Raw genomic sequence first — 16,905 nt, forward strand, 5'->3', positions numbered from 1 at the left:
AATCTGACGTTATCGTTGAATCATTTATTCATCTTCTCCTTTAGGTTGTCGATATTTTTTTAATGCAGTCACCTTCAGCGCATCGATCCCGTGCTTTGCGACGGCTGACACCCAGGAATTGAATTCCTCATCGCTAATGCCATAGCGTTTCTTTGCTTCAGACAGGGAAATCAGCCCGTAAAGCACTCCACGCACGACAATTACTTTGCGCGAAGCTACCCATCGCCGCGTGTCTGCCAGGGGTAGATCGGCGCGTGTTAGCACGCTTCCATCCGGCAAGGTGACCGATCTTGGACCTTCCACTTTGTGCAAATACATCTGTTCCACCTTCTTCTGCTGCGACAAAGCTGCATCCAACCTACTTAAAACGGTGTGAAACCGCCCCTTGAGAGTGTGTAGAATTTTCCTATATTCTGCCGGTCTTTCTTAACCCGGACTGGAACCGCCAATGGCCCTCGATACCGAGACCCCGCTAAACTCGCTTGGCTTTGCCAAACCGCCCTCGGAAACGCGGGTGGTTGTGGCTATGTCTGGCGGCGTGGACAGCTCTGTTGTCGCGGCCTATCTGGCTGATCAGGGCTATGACGTTGTAGGGGTTACGCTGCAGCTTTACGACCACGGCGCGGCGCTTGCCAAGAAAGGTGCCTGTTGTGCGGGAATCGATATCCACGACGCGCGCCGCGTGGCCGAAGAGCGCGGCTTCCCTCATTATGTTCTGGATTATGAGAACATCTTTAAAGACGCTGTAATCGACGAATTCGCTGACAGCTATCTGGCAGGAGCGACTCCGGTGCCTTGTATCCGCTGCAATGAGCGGGTGAAGTTCAAGGACCTGTTGGAAACCGCCAAGGACCTAGAGGCCGACTGTATGGCCACCGGTCATTATATCCAGCGCAAGATGGGAACCAATGGGGCCGAGTTGCATAGTGCTGAGGATGCCAACCGCGACCAGTCTTATTTCCTTTTCTCGACAACGCCCGAGCAGTTGGATTTCCTGCGCTTTCCTTTGGGGCACCTGCCCTCCAAGGACGCCACGCGCGAGATGGCGGCGCAATACGGGTTGGCGGTTGCGGACAAACCTGACAGCCAGGACATCTGCTTTGTACCGAACGGCAACTACGCCAGCGTAATCGAAAAGTTGCGCCCAGGTGCTGCAGAGCCGGGTGAAATCGTACATGCCGATGGCCGTGTTCTGGCACAGCATGATGGAGTGATTCACTATACAATTGGTCAGCGCCGCGGGCTTGGCATCGGTGGCCTGAGTGAGCCGTTGTATGTGGTAAAGCTGGACGTCGACAAAAAGCAGGTTGTCGTCGGCCCCAAAGAGATGTTGGCTACACGGACCGTTCCGGTGCGTGAAATCAATTGGCTTGGGGATGAACCCTTCACGTCAAAAAACGAATGGCATGTTTCGGTCAAGGTCCGTTCGACCCGCCCGCCGCGCGAGGCGATCATTCGGCCTCTGTCCGACACGACGGCCGAGGTTGAGCTGTTTACGCCCGAAGAAGGTATCTCTCCGGGTCAGGCTTGTGTGTTTTACGAAACTGGTGGAAGCCGCATCTTTGGCGGTGGCTGGATCTGGCGCGGTTATTAAATCGCGTCAGTCCAGGAATTGCTGAGGATATAGATACCGGCACAGATCATTACGTAAGGAACCAGTTTCTCAAGTCGCCGCGCAAACCCGCCGGTCATGATCGGAGATCGCGCGCCTAGCAGACCAAGCATGGTTAGCGTCAGGGCCGCAGCAACCGCACCTGTAACGCCTGCAATACGGTAGCTTGGGGCCGAGTCTGCCAAAAGCGGTGCGAGCACAGCGAACGTATCCATCGACAGGCTTATGAACAGCAACATCGTTACAACGGTTGAGGCACCTGAGGATACTTGCGGAGCCTCCTCGGTCTCTGATCCCCGAAACTGCCGGATAACCCCAATCACGCCGAGGCCAAGCGGGATCACACCCAGATAGCCAGCCCAATGTGGCACCACGTCATCGACACCCAAAGCCAGCAACAAGGCGGCGGCGATGATCAATATCTGCGCAAGCAGGAACCCCGCAACGGTCCGTCGCGGACCGGAAACCATCATCAGCGCAACAAGCGCTGCGAGGTTGTCGAGGTTAGTCAGAACCTGTGCCATGTAGGCAGAGGCGGCAAAGATCACGTGATCCAGCATCACGTGTTCATTCTGTCCAAAACAGCTTTTGCCGCGCGCAGACCCGGCGCCTCTCCACCCCGCCCAAGGCGCTCCATCGTTATCGCCATAGCCTCATGTTGGGCGTCCTGCGTAGCTGCAACCTCTTCCAGTGCTGCCGCGATCTTTAGCGGCTGGCAGTCGTCCAACAGACATTCAGGTACAGCACGCGTGTCCGAGACCAGATTGACAAGCGTCACCGTATCGAGCTTGACCATGCGCTTCGCGATCAATTTGGTCAGCCAATTCAGATTATAAGCGATCACCATCGGCGTTGACTGTGCAGCCAGTTCCAGTGACACGGTGCCCGATGCCGCCAATGCCAGATCGGCTGACGCGAAGGCCGCCCTCTTCTGAACCTGTGCATGGTCCGACGGCAACTTTCGTGGATCGACAACAATCGGATGTCCCGGCCAATCCTGAACTTGTTCGGCAACCACATCAACCATATGCGCGACTGTAGGCACGACGACACGGGTATCGGGTCGATCTGTCAGGAATTCTTGCAGAGCAGCGCCAAATATCGGGGCTAACCGCTCGACCTCTCCCCGCCGAGAACCAGGTAATGCGAGCACAATAGGAGCGTCGCCCACGTCATGATCCACACGGAATCTCTTGATATCTTGTTCAGACGCAATCGGCTCGTTGACGACGGGGTGACCGACAAAATCACACTCCATCCCTGCCCGCTCCATATAGGGCGGTTCAAACGGCAGCAGCGCCAGAACATGGTCGATCACCTTCGCCATTTTGTCGGCGCGCCCGGGCCTCCAGGCCCAAACGCTGGGTGCAACGTAGTGGACGGTTCGAATACTGCTGGACGCCTTCACCAGTTTAGCGACTCGCAGCGAGAAGTCCGGACTGTCGATGGTGATCAACACATCCGGCTGCGTGTCCAGAACCGCCTGAGCGGTTTCGGCGATCCGGCGTTTCAAGTGAAAGAACTTGGGCAGAACCTCGACCAATCCCATGACGCTGAGTTCGGACATGGGAAAGCGGCTGCTCAGTCCTTGCGCCTGCATCAGTGGACCGCCGACGCCATCAAACCACACCTCTGGCGAAAGGGTTTTAAGTCCCTCCATCAAAGCGGCGCCCAATCGGTCGCCCGACGGTTCACCGGCGACCAAGAATACGCGCATCAGACGGTGCGCTCGCGAACGTAGAGAAATAGACCGAGGCGATTGCACTCTTCAATCACTCGGTCCCGCTGCAGGACAATGACACCACCCTTTTCGATGACAATACCTGACAAGCCCGCCGCAACCGCGCCCGATACGGTGTCGGGTCCGATAGCAGGCATATCCGCGCGCCGGTCCTGATCGGGTTTGGGGCCTTTGTACAGAATACCCCCACCCGCGTCAGGGCGTTGGGTCAGCGACTGCAACATCCAAGCAGTACCATAGATGCCCTCAATTGCTAGCGCTTGCCCTTTCAGCACTACGCATGCCTGACCGACATCTGCAGTCCCCATGCTGCGCAGGATACCTGCCGCACGGTCAGCATCTGCGTGATCAGTATCCGAGGGTTGTGCCTCAGTCAGCGCGCCGAGCGGCGGTAGCAAATCCGGTGCGATCTCGTGCGCGGCACGGACCGTCAAATCAGAATCTTCAAAAATCCCGATAACCGCGCGCAGGGCACCGTCATCACCGGCCATTATGGCCTTTTGTAAAATCGGGACCAATGGCATCGTCGCAGCATCAATGCGCGCAGGATTTACGGTGGGCCGGCGCACTGCCCCAGCCATGCAAATCTCGGTCACGCCGCGCGCTTTCAGATCGGCGATAAAGCTGCCCAATTCCTCAAGCGGAAAGACCACGTCAACATTCAACCTTTCAGGCTCAAACCCTTCCAGCGCGCAAATCAAAGGTCGGTTCGGCAAACATGCAACCACCTCGTCCGGCAATGCCCCAGTTCCCGCGATCAGCGCCAACATGTCTTATTTCCTCGGCGTCAGGAAGGAACGGTCCGTTTGCCCCGTCACAAACTCGACAATCTGGCGCACATATTCGTTGTCGGCCTCCTCGCCCAAGCGATTGGCGCGATCCATGAAGGTGCCATCACCTTCCGACAACTCTTTGAATGCCGCGCGCAGCGCCGAGATATCCTCGCGCGTGACACCGCGCCGTTTCAACCCAACCAGATTCAATCCATCAAGCTCACCACGTGGTGCCTGAACCAGACCATATGGAATCACGTCGTTCGGAACCATAGTCAGCGCACCGATGATGGCCCCGCGACCAACGCGCACGAACTGATGCAGACCCGAGATACCGCCAACGATGACGTCATCCTCGATTATGCAATGACCTGCTGCGCCTGCATGGTTCACCAAAATGACCCGGTTTCCGATCTGCACATCATGCGCAACGTGGACACCAGCCATCAGCAGGCAGTCATCACCAATCCGCGTGACGCCACCGCCGCCATCCGTGCCGGTATTGATGGTGACGTGCTCGCGAATGCGATTGCGTTCACCGATTTCAAGCCGTGTGTTTTCGCCGCCAAACTTTTTGTCTTGTGGGATTTCGCCGACAACGGCAAAGCTGAAGATCACTGTGTCGTCACCAATTGAAGTATCGCCGGTGACGACCACATGGGACTTGAGCTCAACCCGATCGCCTAGACGGACGGACGGCCCGATATGGCAGAACGGACCAATCGTACAACCCTGCCCGATCTGCGCACCGTCTTCGATAATGGCGCTGGGATGAATGCCGCTCATGTTGTCTTTTCCATGTCCCAGTCGACATAGGCCGAAAATTCGGCTTCGGCGGCGACCTCACCTTCAACAGTCGCGCGACCACTGAACTTGAAGATCTTGCCGCCTTTCTTGCCACGCACAGTTTCAACATGCATCTCAAGCACGTCACCGGGCACGACTTTGCGGCGGAATTTGCATTTGTCGATGTTCATGAAATAGATCAGCAATTCACTGTCGATCACGTCCATACCAACACCCAGCATGACACCTGCAGTCTGCGCCATCGCTTCGACAATGGTCACTCCCGGCATGATCGGCGTGCCAGGAAAATGACCCTGAAAATGCGGCTCGTTCATAGTGACATTCTTGATGCCAACTGCAGATTGATAGCCGTCAATATCCACGACCTTGTCGACCAGCAAAAACGGATAGCGATGCGGCAATATACGCTGAATCAGCTGAATGTCGGCGCTCTGGGTTTCCGTGGTCATGGTGCGGATGTCCTGTTTTGGATGTCTCTTTCAAGCGTGGTTAGCAATACGCGTACTTAAGGGCAAGCCAGCCTATTCGTCATTAGCGTCTTCAAGTGCAGACCCGTCGCCAATTGCCGCGTCAATCCGGGCAATTGCGGTATCGGTAATATCTGACGCATCCGAGCTGAGAACAACATTTGAACGCTCGATGACAATCGACGCCCCATATTCGCGTAGAAGTTCGATCAATACAGGTTGAGCCATCTCAAAGAATTGATTGCGTGCCTCTTCTCCGTGCCGTGCCAAAGCATCCAGTTTGGCGCGTTGGCCATCCCGATGCGACTGGACTTTCTGATCAAACGCCTCGGCCAAAGGTCGAAATTCACTGGCGGACATTTCAGAGCGCTTGTCCGTCAGGTCTTTCTCTTCTTTGCTGAGCTGTGCCACGATCAACTCATTTTCATCCGACAGCAGAGCGCTCTCAGCTTCTATCTCGCGAAATATGCGCTGACCGAAACGAGAATCAGCAAACAGCCGTTCACTTGAAATGGTAAGTACGTCAGATTGCGGAACGCCCAATTGTTGCGCCAACAATGGACTTGGCGCCATCAGGGCCGCCCAAACACACAGGGCCCTCAGCGGGCCCTGCAGAATGTTCATGACTTTGGTCAACATCTGAGTTCAGAACTGTGCCTGAATGGTCAGGTCAAAGCTCTGTTCCTTGTCGAACTCTTCTTTCTTCAACGCTTGCGAAAAGTTGAAGCGCAGAGGACCAAATGGCGTTGTCCAGAGAACCGAGACACCTACCACATGGCGGATGGATCCGCTGGCTCCGACGATATCGGCACCCGACGTATCCACGTTGTTGATGTTGTAAAGGTTACCTACGTCGTAGAATAAACCACCCCGCAAACCGAGCTCTTCAGGCAAGCCCAAGGGGAAATCAGACTCGAACCGGGCTACCCAATAATAGTTACCACCGATGGCATCGTCCTGACCGTTGGAAAGGTCGCGCGGCCCAAGACCGGCAGGTTCGAAACCACGGAACGTGTTCGGGCCAAGCACAAATCGATCAATGGTCCGGCTAAAATCATCCCCGGTCCAGTTGAGCGCGCCAAGTTCCAGAGATGCCCTAAGCACAACCTCCTCGTTGAGCACGCGCTTCTGAGCGATCGCGCGGGCTGTGGTTTTGATATACTCGTTGTCGCCGCCCAATCCAGCTGCATCCACGCCAAGCTCAAACAAGACGCCTGCATTGGGATTCAAGCCACCCAATCGACTGTCGTACACATAAGAAACACCAATCGAACTGCTGGTTCTTTTGCCCTGAGCAATTTCAGAAGCGATGACCGCCCCATTGGTCTCGTTGCTCTGCTGGGTCATTTCGCTTTGGTTCCAGCCGTAACGCAAACGCAGCGCTGAAAGTTCGCCGATGGCATAGCTGACCTGAGGATTAAAAAAGACGGTTTTGGTGTCGTAACTCGCAAAGCTTGAGTTGGTGCTTGCAAGACCCACCCCAAGATCAAAGCGTAATTTCCGCCCCAGCAGATAAGGTTCGGTAAAGTTAATTGTATACTGCTCAGAATCTTGAGCCGTCGAAAGCGTGATCCCTAGATTCTGGCCACGGCCCAGGAAATTGGATTCGTTCAGGCCAATGGCGATCCCGAAACCGTCCGAGACCGAGTAGCTACCACCCAGGCTAAGCGATCCGGTTGGTTGTTCTTCAACATCGACATCAACGATGACCTGACTTGGAGATGTACCTTCGCGGGTTTCAACATCAGCGGCTGAGAAGAAGCCCAGCGCACGAATACGTTCGGCGCTCTGACGGATTTCCCGGGGATTGAAGGGGTCACCTTCCACGGTATCGAATTGCCTCCGGATCACCCGGTCAAGTGTTGTGGTATTGCCTTCGATGTCGATGCGTTCGACAAAAATACGCGGGCCGCGGGTTAGGACAAACTGAACATCCAGCGTCAGATCACGCGGGTTGCGCGTCACCCGAGGTTCAACCCTCAAGAAATCAACGCCCTGTTTCAGGCCCAGACGTTCAAGTCGAGCAATCGAGTTTTCAATCAAAGTCGGCGAGTAGATAACACCAGGCTTGACCTTTAGTGCTGCCTGATAGGGTGCCGGATCGACGCCAGGAATTTCGCTTACAGTTGAAATCTGACCAAAGGCGAATCTCTGACCTTCGGTGATATTCATAACCAGGAAAAACGCATCCCGTTCACGCGTAAATTCCACATTGGCACTGTTTACTCGGAAATCGATATAACCGCGCGAAAGGTAGAAATCGCGGATGACCTGCTTATCGAATTCGATACGATCAGCAATAAATGTGTCGCCCCGCAGGAAAGTCCGCAGAATATTTGCTTGTTTGGTCTCGAGCACACGACGCAGGCGGCGGTCCGAGTAAGCACGGTTGCCAACAAAGCTGACGCGCTCAACTTCGATGGTGGTGCCTTCGGCCACCTCAAAAACCAAATCCACACGATTGTCATTTCGGCGGATGATGCGTGGAATCACCGTTGCCGACACCCGGCCCTGCGCCGAATAGATCTCGGCGATCAAATCTGCGTCGGCTTCTGCCAATTGCGGGGTGAAGACTCGACGGGTCTGAGACGAGATCGCCTCGAGCAGTACGTCATCCTTAACGCGACGGTTCCCCTCAATGCTGATCTGATTAATCGTCGGGTACTCTTCAACCGCAATAACCAGTGTGTTTCCGCGAGGAGTCAGTTCGACTGTTTCAAAAACACCACTGTCAAGCAAACGCTGAAAAGCATCATTTATCTGTCCGGCACTGACAGTTTGCCCCGGCTCGATTCCCGTTCGTGCGATGATTGTCGAGGTTTCGATCCGTCGATTGCCTTCAACCTCGAAGCGGTTAATCGTGTAAGATTGCGCCTGAGCAGGATCCGGTAATACCAGCAAACCCGGTGTAGCAAATAGAAAAAAGAGCGTTAGTGCCTGCCACAAAATGTTGGTCTTCTGCCCTCGAGCGCCGCAGAATGTGCTCGTGCCCCTGCAATCAGTCATTTTTATCACTACCCAGAAATCTCAGCCTGTAGTTGCTGAGTAGCCGGATTGGGAAGCCATGTCAAAAGAGCAAACACAAAAAAACGGCCCGGTGGGCCGCTGCATTTTCATAGCCTTGGTCTGAAGAATCACAAACCGACGAGATATCCGCCTACAGCCAATGCCAAGGCGGTTACGCCAAAGCTAAGTAATACATCCCAGTTCAACTGAAAAAGGACGCTGACGCTTTTGTAAGATCTCTGCAACGCTTCGGTCATCGCTCTCAAGCCCGCTCATTGAATTACACCAATGAAGATAAGCTTCAATTGCGGCATTATTGCGTCCAAATGGCGCCTTTCACGCCTTATTCAGCAGAACAGGTCATTGCTGACAGAGAAGATCATCAACGAAAGGATAAGCGTTATCCCAATCCCCATCAAAATCCGCAGGGCATTGTCACTGGGTGGTTTTCCCGAGACAGCTTCGTAGGCGTAAAACAACAAGTGTCCGCCATCAAGCGCTGGGATCGGGAACAAGTTCAGCAGCCCAACCGCCGTAGAAAGTACCGCGATAAAGAAGATGAAATTCTGTGCACCTTGACTGGCCATCGCGCCAGAGGTTTCCGCAATTCCGATCGGACCGGAAATATTGCACGTGCTGATCGCCCCCGTGATCATGTGCCACATACCTGACAATGACCCTTCGATAATGCGTCCGGTCTGAGCAAAACCGGTTTTTACGGAATCCCAGATGCCGGCGGGAACAGTCTGAGGTTCAAACATCATTCCCCGAACGATCCCGATCCGCCAATGGGTCACAAAACCTCCATCTGCTTGCGGCTCGTCGGTACGTCTTGGGGCCAGCGCAAATTCAAGCTCGGTTCCATTGCGCCAAACGTCCAGAAGCAACACGCGCCCGTCCGAGCTTTCGACACGTTCTTTCAATTGTTCGAAATTGAAAATCGGGTCGCCATCGACCGCTGTAATTACGTCGCCCTGCTGCAATTGTATGTCCATTGCAGCGCTGCGTGGTGTAACCTGCTGGATCAACGCTGGAAACAGCCACGGAGCAGAAACATCGATGGTCTCACCGTCCCGGATTACAGTATAGTCCAGTTCAGGCTGTACGGGCAGAGCATCAACGAAATCCGACCAACTGCCTGCATTATCAAAATCCGGTGTCGGCACGCCTGCAATCGCAACAATTTCGTCCCCTTCAAGCAACCCCTGCTCGACTCCGGGGAGCGGCTGCAAGGAACCGACTGTCAAAGGTTCTCGTGATACGCCTTGCGACCAGTACACAAATCCAAAAACCAGGATCGACATCGCGAAGTTGAATATAGGCCCAGCCGCCACAGTGGCGGTACGTGCCCACAGCGGTGCCCCATGCATCGTTCGACGCAATTCTTCCGGGCTCTGCCCAACTATTTCGTTCATCGCATCCGTATCTTTGCCAGACGCAGCGTTGGCATCCCCCAAAAACTTGACGTATCCGCCAAATGGAAGCAACGCGACCTGCCACCGTGTGCCGCGCTTATCTACCCGGCTCCACAGAACCGGACCGAAGCCGATCGAAAACACTTCGGCATGAATGCCCGACCAGCGCCCGACAATGTAATGACCGTATTCATGCACAGCGACAATCACTGAAAGCGCAATAACAAAGGCAACTATCGTATAGAGAAGATTGCCGAATTGCGGGATCAAAGAGAGTATGTCCAAAGGTATTATCCTGCTCGTTCCAATACGGTTTCATCGACCCACTGACGTGCGAGATGGTCCGTTTGCTGTACATTATCAAGAGTCAACTGAGCATCAATAAGGCCATCTGTCGCCTCAAATCGCTCCAAAACCGACGAAACCGCGTCAGCCATATCCAGAAACCGAATTCTACGGGCGATAAAGTGGTCCAGCGCGCGCTCTTTTGCGGCATTGAAGATCGCACCCGACAATCCGCCACGTTGCATCACTTCGCGTGCAAGACGCAACGCAGGATACCGGGTCTCATCTGGAGCGCTAAAGCTCAATTGCCCTAGTTGAGCCAGATCAAGCCTTGCGACAGGTAGATCGAGCCGCTCGGGCCAGTGCAATGCGTATCCGATGGCATGGCGCATATCGGGTGCACCCATGTGTGCCATCACGGCACCATCCCGATACCCAACCATCGCGTGAACAATAGATTCGGGGTGCACCAGAACTTCGATTTCAGAGGGCTGAATGCCGAAGTATTCTTTTGTTTCTATGACTTCCAGTGCTTTATTGAACATCGAAGCGCTGTCGATTGTAATTCGCTGCCCCATGTTCCAATTCGGATGGCTTGACGCTTGTTCGACAGTTGCGTTCGCCAGATCACTCAGCGGCCAATCCCGAAATGCGCCACCGCTTGCCGTGATAATAATCCGCTCGACGCTTGTCATGTCTTCGCCAACAAGGGCCTGAAAGACTGCCGAATGTTCACTATCGACAGGAAGTAGCCTTGCGCCGTAGTTCTGCGCAGTCTCCAGAACCAAAGGTCCTGCACATACCAGCGTTTCCTTGTTCGCCAGCGCAAGCGTCGCGCCTTGCTTAAGGGCTTCGATCCCCGGAGCAAGTCCCGCAGCGCCGACAATCGCTGACATAACCCAATCTGCAGGCCGTGCACCTGCCTCGATCAAAGCCGCCTGCCCCGCAGCCGCTTGAACACCGCTTCCGGCTAAGGCTGAACGCAGGTCATCCAACCTGTCATCAAACGCGGTGACAGCAACATCTGCGCCCAGACGGACCGCATCTTGCGCCAATTTCGAAATATTGCCGCCACCGGTCAGCGCGACGACATCATAGGCATTCGGATTCCTCGAAATCAGATCAAGCGTGTTCTGCCCGATCGATCCCGTCGCGCCGAATATCGATACCTTTCGCATCACATGCCTCCGGGTGCATAAAGCAACCCTGCCAACAGGACAAAGACCGAGGCCCCCATCATCCCGTCGAACCGGTCCAGAAAGCCACCATGACCAGGTAACAAGTTCGAACTGTCCTTAACTCCAAACCTGCGTTTTGTTGAGCTTTCGACGATATCGCCGATCTGGCTCGCCATAGAGGCGAGAACCGATACAACTACGAAAGCCAAACCAAAACCCGCGTAGAACGCAAATAATGTACCAACTATTCCTGCGGCGACCCATCCCCCTATCGTTCCGGACCATGTTTTCTTGGGGCTGACCTTTGGCCAAAACTTAGGTCCACCAAGCGTTTTGCCCACAAAATACCCGGCAACATCCGTCGCTATGACAACAAGGATCAGCCACACCATCCATCCAAACCCCAAGCTTTCGCGTATCGAGATAAACCCCAGCCCCGAAGTTGCTATCCAGATCGCAAAAAGCGCGTAGGTACCACGCGCGCACTTGATTTGACCCGCGCCAACCAAAGCGGGTGCCAACAAAAATGGAATTTTATACAGCGGCGGCAAATGGTAACTCAGAACAACGGCGACACCGGTCAATATCGCAAGCTGAATCGCGACACCTCGTTGCTGAGGGTCTACAATCCGCACCAGCTCCCACGTCATGAGCCCGCACGCAGTGGCAATAAATACCTCGAACCAAAGTCCACCCAGCCACACCATGAGGGCCGCTATGAGGACCAACACGGACGCTGACAAAACCCGAGCGGTCAGATCAGACCATCGGCCATCACTCATGCCGGAACCGCCCCAAATCGCCGTTCACGCGATCCATAGTTCAGGCATAAACGTTCCAACTCGGCAGCAGTAAAGTCGGGCCACAATGTATCTATGAATTCATACTCTGAGTAGGCAGATTGCCAGAGCAAGAAATTCGAAATTCGGGCTTCACCACTGGTACGGATTACCAGATCAGGGTCCGGCAGAACCCGCGTGTCCAGATATTTGGGCAGAGTTTCTTCGTCCACATCTTCGGGACGCAAAACACCTTCGGCCACGTCACGTGCCAAACGTTTGGTTGCGCGAGCAACCTCATCTCGACCGCCATAGTTCAAGGCGACTGTCAGATGGACCAGATCATTATCCTGCGTTTCACGTTCAAGCGTATCCATCAGCTCGGTAAGTTTGGCATCCAAACGTACGCGGTCACCGATAAATCGCACCCGGATACCGTTGTTCTTTAGCGTATTGGTTTCTTTGACAATATAGCGTCGGAACAGGCTCATGAGGCCTGCAACCTCCACCTGCGTACGCTTCCAGTTTTCGGTCGAAAACGCAAAGATCGTCAGATATTTGATCCCGAGCCCTGGGCAGGCCTCGACCACCTCACGAACACGCCGCGCGCCTGCGTGATGGCCAAACAACCGAGGCCGTCCCCGTGCCTGAGCCCATCGACCATTACCGTCCATGATAATTGCCACATGGCGCGGACCGGCTTGCAAAGCGTTATCGGGATCCTTTGGCATGACCGAGTCTCAGACCTGCATAATCTCGGCTTGCTTGGTCTCAAGTGCCTCATCGACGGATTTGATCATCGTGTCGGTCAGCTCCTGCACTTCTACCTCCCAGAATTTCTGATCATCCTCGGACATGCCATCGGCTTTGGCTTTCTTGATCTGGTCCATGCCGTCGCGGCGCACGTTCCGGATCGAAACACGCGCGCTTTCGGCGTATTGGCCTGCAACCTTGCCCAATTCACGTCGGCGTTCCTCGTTCAACTCGGGAATCGGCAGCATGATGATCGTGCCATTCAGCTGTGGATTGATACCAAGCCCGCTTTCGCGAATTGCTTTTTCAACTTTGCCCACAAGACCTTTATCCCAGACATTTACGGTAACCATACGTGGTTCGGGGACGTTTACGGTGCCGACCTGATTGATTGGGGTCATCGAGCCATACGCGTCAACCATCACGGGCTCAAGCATCGAGGCCGAAGCGCGCCCGGTCCGCAATGAAGCGAATTCGGTTCTGAGGTTGGCCATTGCGCCGTCCATACGGCGTTTCAGATCATCGGTGTCGAGTACGAAATCATCAGACATGCTGCTCACTCCCCGTCTTCAGGTGATGTTTGGATGGGTCTTAAGCCATCACAATTGGGATGTATAGCAATCATGCGGATGAATTGTGGCAATGACCAGAACTGTTTCCGGCATTCCGGCCCCAATCGCGACCAAGGGACCGACCGAACACTGAATTCGGTCGGATTCTTGTTGGTACAATCAATATCAGGTGTTCACATCGACTACGACGCGACCTTTGACTTGTCCCTGCAGAATATCCGCGCCCAATTGCGGCAGATCAGACAGTGTTGCTGGGTTAATCATGGCCTCAAGCTTTTCCATGGGCAGATCGGTAGCGATACGCTGCCAAGCGCGAACGCGGTTGTCGTAGGGCTGCATGACGCTGTCGATACCCAACAGATTCACGCCACGCAGTAGGAATGGGATCACAGTCGCAGGCAAACCCGCACCTCCGGCAAGTCCAACGGCAGCAACTGATGCCCCATATTTCATCTGACCCAATACGCGGGCGAGCATGGCGCCACCCACTGCGTCAACACACCCGGACCAGGTTTCACTTTCCAGCGGACGCTTGGTGGTTTCGTTCAATTCGTCGCGCGGAACAATTGTGGTTGCACCCAAAGACTTTAGGTAGTCAGCGGTATCCGGGCGACCGGTTACTGCTGCGACCTCATATCCCAGATGAGCCAGAATGGCAGTAGCGACCGAACCTACGCCGCCTGCGGCACCCGTGACTAGCACCGGGCCATGGCCCGGCCGCATTCCATGATCTTCCAACGCCATGACGGCTAACATGGCCGTAAATCCTGCGGTGCCAACCGCCATCGCCTGTCGCGTATCCAAACCCTGCGGCAAAGGAACCAGCCAATCTGCACGGGCATTTGCTTTCTGAGAATACCCGCCCCAATGCGCCTCACCCACGCGCCAGCCCGTCAAAACGACTTTGTCACCGGGTTTATAGCGATCATCAGAGGATTGCTCGACGGTGCCCGCATAATCGATACCCGGGATATGCGGATAACTCCGCACCAAGCCGCCACCCTTTGGCGACATACACAGCCCGTCTTTGTAGTTAACCGTTGAATATTCGACAGCAACAGTCACTTCTCCATCCGGCAAATCATCCAGAGATATCTGTTTTATCGAGGCGCTTGCGAGGCCACTTTCTTCATCTTTTTCAACGACGAGTGAATTAAACATAACCTTACTCCTTTAGTAGCCCGTATGGGCATGTCCTCAGATACAGGGCTCAGCGCCAGAATTTCTCTTGTACGACGGCCCATCGCATACCGTGTTCAGTCATCAACTCGATCCGCGTGCCGGGTGCCCAATGCGACCGGTCCACCATCCCTATGGCGACGTTCACCTCGAACTCGGGCGAATATGCAGCAGAGGCCACTTGCCCCACCTGACGACCCTCAGCCATCAAAGGCCAAGATTCGGTGCACGGGCCGATCTCGCCCTCGATAGTCAGCGGACGGATTTGTCTGGGCGGCCCGTTTTCTGCCTGATCCGCCAAAGCGGCCTTACCGATGTAATCCAGCGGAGAATTGCAAAAGCGCTCAAGCCCGCATTCATAGGGAGTGTTCTCGCGTCGCATATCCGACCCAAAACTCAATAGGCCACTCTCGATCCGTTCAATTCCATTGGGGCAACCCGCACGTACATTCAGGTCGCGCCCATTTGCGAACAACGTATTCCAAAGCGGCATTCCGTAATCCGCCCCTTCGACATAGATCTCGAACCCACCTTGTTTCGACCAGCCGGATCGGGCGATGACAAACGATGTATCTTCGAAGGGCAACCTCTTGTATCGGAAGAATTTTATGTCCCTGACATCATCTCCAAATACCCGTGCCATCAGATCATCTGCCCTGGGGCCTTGAACGGCTAGCGGAGACACGTCTGGTTCAGAAACTTCGACATCCAGCCCCAGGGCAAGCACGATGCCCAGAGCAAATTGCCAAAGATCTCCATCAGCGACGGAAAGCCAGTAATGGTCATCTGCCAGTTTGATCGCCACCGGGTCATTCAGCATACCGCCATTTTGGTCAACGATCGGCACATAATAACACTGATCCGCCTGCATCTTGTCCATATCGCGCGGGCTGAGCATTTTCATCAGTCGCAGCGCGTCCGGGCCTTTGATCAGAACCTGTCTCTCACACGAGACATCCCACACCTGCACATGCTTTTTCAGATGCGCAGCATCAGCCTCGACACTTTCGAAGACTGTAGGCAGAAGCATGTGATTATAGACAGTATATCCCTTTACCCCTTCGGCTTCGACACCCGGGGTAAACGGGGTTTTGCGGACGCGTCGGTTCGGCGTAATGACTGCCATGTCAGAAATCCTCTGGCAGAAAGACAAGATCGCTGACGGGCGCATCAGAGCCTGCCTCGGTCAGCATTTGGTGCAATTGTCCGCGATGATGCGTCTGGTGATTGAACATGTGAATGATGCATTGCGCATAAGGCTTTGTTACATCTTCTTCTTTTGCAGCGGAATACCATGTGAACGGGCCCGTAAGTTCGTCGTCTCCCAACGTTTCGCTCCACCTAGTAATCCGATCGTCAATGGTATCCCGCAGCGGCAACCAGTCGGACAAACCAGCGCAGATTGACACGCTCTCTGGGATGCCACCGCCTGGTCCAGGGCCTTTGTCGAACCGTGAGATCCAGATCCAGTCCCCCCAAAGCAGGTGATTGGCTGTTCCCATGATTGAACCGAAAAAGGCGCCCCGTTTCCGCGTCAGTTCTTCGTCGGAAAGAGCCTTAAGAAAACCCTTTAACTGACTGTTCTCCCATCGACTATAACGCGACATTTCACGGGCATAGGCACCGGTGATCATTACTTTGGCCCGTGCCAGTCGATGGGGCAAATCTCGGCTGATTTCCCGCCAAAGTCCCAGACGCGACCATAATCACGTACCTTGGATTTCGTTCCTCTGGCCACGATGATGTCCGGGCCCATCCAGTATTTCGAGTTTGAAACCATCACTGGATGCTCAGGGTCTTTACCAGCCAGCATCTCGATCTCGCCTTGAATTTTCCGCCCGATCATGATCCGGCGCTTTGTCCCATCTCGCTCGATTTGAACCGGTGCACGCTCTGCCCCGATGATTTCACTAACCAACATGGTGAACAGACCGGTAGTGCCGCCTGCCTGCCCGCTGAATATTTGCAGCAACCCGTTATAGGCCTTCCCACTGGCGCGTTCGTCGACATAAGCCGCGACTTTCCACTGGCCCTCGCCCATGCGCCCGGGGATATCGACCAACAGCCCGACGTTGAGGCCTGACAGATCTTCGCCTTCGTAGTGGCCTTCGTCGATCACGATACCCATCCACGCATGGCAATGCCCTTCGGTCGGAGGGTGTGCACCTAGCGAAACGACGCAAGGACAAAACACATCGCAGGAGCAGTTCAGGATCAGTTCACCCTTGACTGCCCAGTCGGTCGGGCTCATCTCTCGGCGCTTGGGATTGGGCATTCGGCTGTCAATTCTCTGACTGACCGGCAGCTTATCCGCATCCGGTTTTCTGTTCTTAGCCAT

The 16,905-nt window shown here is 54.6% G+C and carries 18 protein-coding genes; 1 reads left to right on the forward strand and 17 read right to left on the reverse strand.

Features of this window, described 5'->3' with window-relative positions; genetic code table 11:
- Nucleotides 1-24 precede the first annotated feature (24 nt).
- Complete coding sequence (gene sciP, locus ACR3EJ_RS13245; RefSeq protein ID WP_170703286.1) at nucleotides 25-318, reverse strand: CtrA inhibitor SciP; 294 nt, start codon at nucleotides 316-318, stop codon at nucleotides 25-27.
- Nucleotides 319-448: 130 nt separating this feature from the next.
- Between sciP and mnmA the strand changes: the two genes are divergently transcribed.
- Nucleotides 449-1,594, forward strand: a complete 1,146-nt coding sequence (gene mnmA, locus ACR3EJ_RS13250; RefSeq protein WP_170539558.1) for a tRNA 2-thiouridine(34) synthase MnmA — start codon at nucleotides 449-451, stop codon at nucleotides 1,592-1,594.
- Here the strand turns inward: mnmA and ACR3EJ_RS13255 are convergent.
- From ACR3EJ_RS13255 to ACR3EJ_RS13330, 16 genes are all read right to left on the reverse strand, one after another.
- The gene (locus ACR3EJ_RS13255; RefSeq protein WP_170470071.1) at nucleotides 1,591-2,172 is read right to left on the reverse strand and encodes a cadmium resistance transporter; all 582 of its coding nucleotides are present in this window, start codon (nucleotides 2,170-2,172) and stop codon (nucleotides 1,591-1,593) included. The genes mnmA and ACR3EJ_RS13255 overlap by 4 nt on opposite strands.
- Nucleotides 2,172-3,329 carry a lipid-A-disaccharide synthase gene (gene lpxB / locus ACR3EJ_RS13260; RefSeq protein WP_170539555.1) on the reverse strand — a complete coding sequence of 386 codons (1,158 nt, stop codon included), beginning with the start codon at nucleotides 3,327-3,329 and terminating at the stop codon, nucleotides 2,172-2,174. The genes ACR3EJ_RS13255 and lpxB overlap by 1 nt, the downstream gene beginning before the upstream one ends.
- Nucleotides 3,329-4,123: a UDP-2,3-diacylglucosamine diphosphatase LpxI domain-containing protein gene (locus ACR3EJ_RS13265; protein ID WP_170539552.1), complete on the reverse strand. Its 795-nt coding sequence runs from the start codon at nucleotides 4,121-4,123 to the stop codon at nucleotides 3,329-3,331. The genes lpxB and ACR3EJ_RS13265 overlap by 1 nt, the downstream gene beginning before the upstream one ends.
- A gap of 3 nt (nucleotides 4,124-4,126) precedes the next feature.
- Nucleotides 4,127-4,912: an acyl-ACP--UDP-N-acetylglucosamine O-acyltransferase gene (gene lpxA / locus ACR3EJ_RS13270; protein ID WP_170470062.1), complete on the reverse strand. Its 786-nt coding sequence runs from the start codon at nucleotides 4,910-4,912 to the stop codon at nucleotides 4,127-4,129.
- Entirely contained in the window at nucleotides 4,909-5,382 is a 474-nt protein-coding gene (gene fabZ, locus ACR3EJ_RS13275) for a 3-hydroxyacyl-ACP dehydratase FabZ (protein ID WP_010439978.1), read from the reverse strand. Before fabZ ends, lpxA begins: the two co-directional genes overlap by 4 nt.
- A gap of 72 nt (nucleotides 5,383-5,454) precedes the next feature.
- Nucleotides 5,455-6,039, reverse strand: a complete 585-nt coding sequence (locus ACR3EJ_RS13280) for an OmpH/Skp family outer membrane protein (RefSeq protein WP_170539549.1) — start codon at nucleotides 6,037-6,039, stop codon at nucleotides 5,455-5,457.
- A gap of 6 nt (nucleotides 6,040-6,045) precedes the next feature.
- A complete protein-coding gene (gene bamA / locus ACR3EJ_RS13285; protein WP_260026011.1) occupies nucleotides 6,046-8,406 on the reverse strand; it encodes an outer membrane protein assembly factor BamA in 2,361 nt (786 codons plus the stop codon).
- A gap of 347 nt (nucleotides 8,407-8,753) precedes the next feature.
- A complete protein-coding gene (gene rseP / locus ACR3EJ_RS13290) occupies nucleotides 8,754-10,106 on the reverse strand; it encodes an RIP metalloprotease RseP (RefSeq protein ID WP_170539546.1) in 1,353 nt (450 codons plus the stop codon).
- A 5-nt stretch (nucleotides 10,107-10,111) separates the two neighbouring features.
- Nucleotides 10,112-11,284, reverse strand: a complete 1,173-nt coding sequence (gene dxr / locus ACR3EJ_RS13295) for a 1-deoxy-D-xylulose-5-phosphate reductoisomerase (RefSeq protein ID WP_170539543.1) — start codon at nucleotides 11,282-11,284, stop codon at nucleotides 10,112-10,114.
- The gene (locus ACR3EJ_RS13300) at nucleotides 11,284-12,066 is read right to left on the reverse strand and encodes a phosphatidate cytidylyltransferase (protein ID WP_170539540.1); all 783 of its coding nucleotides are present in this window, start codon (nucleotides 12,064-12,066) and stop codon (nucleotides 11,284-11,286) included. Before ACR3EJ_RS13300 ends, dxr begins: the two co-directional genes overlap by 1 nt.
- Entirely contained in the window at nucleotides 12,063-12,794 is a 732-nt protein-coding gene (locus ACR3EJ_RS13305) for an isoprenyl transferase (protein WP_170470044.1), read from the reverse strand. Before ACR3EJ_RS13305 ends, ACR3EJ_RS13300 begins: the two co-directional genes overlap by 4 nt.
- Before the next feature lie 9 nt (nucleotides 12,795-12,803).
- Nucleotides 12,804-13,367, reverse strand: a complete 564-nt coding sequence (gene frr / locus ACR3EJ_RS13310; protein WP_170470041.1) for a ribosome recycling factor — start codon at nucleotides 13,365-13,367, stop codon at nucleotides 12,804-12,806.
- Between the two features lie 186 nt (nucleotides 13,368-13,553).
- The gene (acuI, locus tag ACR3EJ_RS13315; protein WP_170539537.1) at nucleotides 13,554-14,549 is read right to left on the reverse strand and encodes an acryloyl-CoA reductase; all 996 of its coding nucleotides are present in this window, start codon (nucleotides 14,547-14,549) and stop codon (nucleotides 13,554-13,556) included.
- A gap of 49 nt (nucleotides 14,550-14,598) precedes the next feature.
- Nucleotides 14,599-15,693 carry a dimethylsulfoniopropionate demethylase gene (locus tag ACR3EJ_RS13320; RefSeq protein ID WP_170539533.1) on the reverse strand — a complete coding sequence of 365 codons (1,095 nt, stop codon included), beginning with the start codon at nucleotides 15,691-15,693 and terminating at the stop codon, nucleotides 14,599-14,601.
- A 1-nt stretch (nucleotide 15,694) separates the two neighbouring features.
- Complete coding sequence (locus tag ACR3EJ_RS13325) at nucleotides 15,695-16,231, reverse strand: DinB family protein (protein ID WP_480422968.1); 537 nt, start codon at nucleotides 16,229-16,231, stop codon at nucleotides 15,695-15,697.
- Nucleotides 16,201-16,905 carry a DUF1326 domain-containing protein gene (locus tag ACR3EJ_RS13330; RefSeq protein ID WP_010439955.1) on the reverse strand — a complete coding sequence of 235 codons (705 nt, stop codon included), beginning with the start codon at nucleotides 16,903-16,905 and terminating at the stop codon, nucleotides 16,201-16,203. The genes ACR3EJ_RS13325 and ACR3EJ_RS13330 overlap by 31 nt, the downstream gene beginning before the upstream one ends.

This window comes from Ruegeria sp. AB11 (assembly GCF_056536325.1).

Bases quoted from the DNA above. Each gene is read 5' to 3' on its own strand.
- ACR3EJ_RS13320 (WP_170539533.1), bottom strand. From the start codon at position 15,693: ATGGCAGTCATTACGCCGAACCGACGCGTCCGCAAAACCCCGTTTACC.
- fabZ (WP_010439978.1), bottom strand. From the start codon at position 5,382: ATGACCACGGAAACCCAGAGCGCCGACATTCAGCTGATTCAGCGTATA.
- ACR3EJ_RS13300 (WP_170539540.1), bottom strand. From the start codon at position 12,066: ATGAGTGATGGCCGATGGTCTGATCTGACCGCTCGGGTTTTGTCAGCG.
- ACR3EJ_RS13265 (WP_170539552.1), bottom strand. From the start codon at position 4,123: ATGTTGGCGCTGATCGCGGGAACTGGGGCATTGCCGGACGAGGTGGTT.
- acuI (WP_170539537.1), bottom strand. From the start codon at position 14,549: ATGTTTAATTCACTCGTCGTTGAAAAAGATGAAGAAAGTGGCCTCGCA.
- ACR3EJ_RS13330 (WP_010439955.1), bottom strand. From the start codon at position 16,905: ATGGCTAAGAACAGAAAACCGGATGCGGATAAGCTGCCGGTCAGTCAG.
- bamA (WP_260026011.1), bottom strand. From the start codon at position 8,406: ATGACTGATTGCAGGGGCACGAGCACATTCTGCGGCGCTCGAGGGCAG.
- sciP (WP_170703286.1), bottom strand. From the start codon at position 318: ATGTATTTGCACAAAGTGGAAGGTCCAAGATCGGTCACCTTGCCGGAT.
- lpxB (WP_170539555.1), bottom strand. From the start codon at position 3,329: ATGCGCGTATTCTTGGTCGCCGGTGAACCGTCGGGCGACCGATTGGGC.
- ACR3EJ_RS13305 (WP_170470044.1), bottom strand. From the start codon at position 12,794: ATGCCAAAGGATCCCGATAACGCTTTGCAAGCCGGTCCGCGCCATGTG.
- lpxA (WP_170470062.1), bottom strand. From the start codon at position 4,912: ATGAGCGGCATTCATCCCAGCGCCATTATCGAAGACGGTGCGCAGATC.
- frr (WP_170470041.1), bottom strand. From the start codon at position 13,367: ATGTCTGATGATTTCGTACTCGACACCGATGATCTGAAACGCCGTATG.
- ACR3EJ_RS13255 (WP_170470071.1), bottom strand. From the start codon at position 2,172: ATGCTGGATCACGTGATCTTTGCCGCCTCTGCCTACATGGCACAGGTT.
- mnmA (WP_170539558.1), top strand. From the start codon at position 449: ATGGCCCTCGATACCGAGACCCCGCTAAACTCGCTTGGCTTTGCCAAA.
- dxr (WP_170539543.1), bottom strand. From the start codon at position 11,284: ATGCGAAAGGTATCGATATTCGGCGCGACGGGATCGATCGGGCAGAAC.
- ACR3EJ_RS13280 (WP_170539549.1), bottom strand. From the start codon at position 6,039: ATGTTGACCAAAGTCATGAACATTCTGCAGGGCCCGCTGAGGGCCCTG.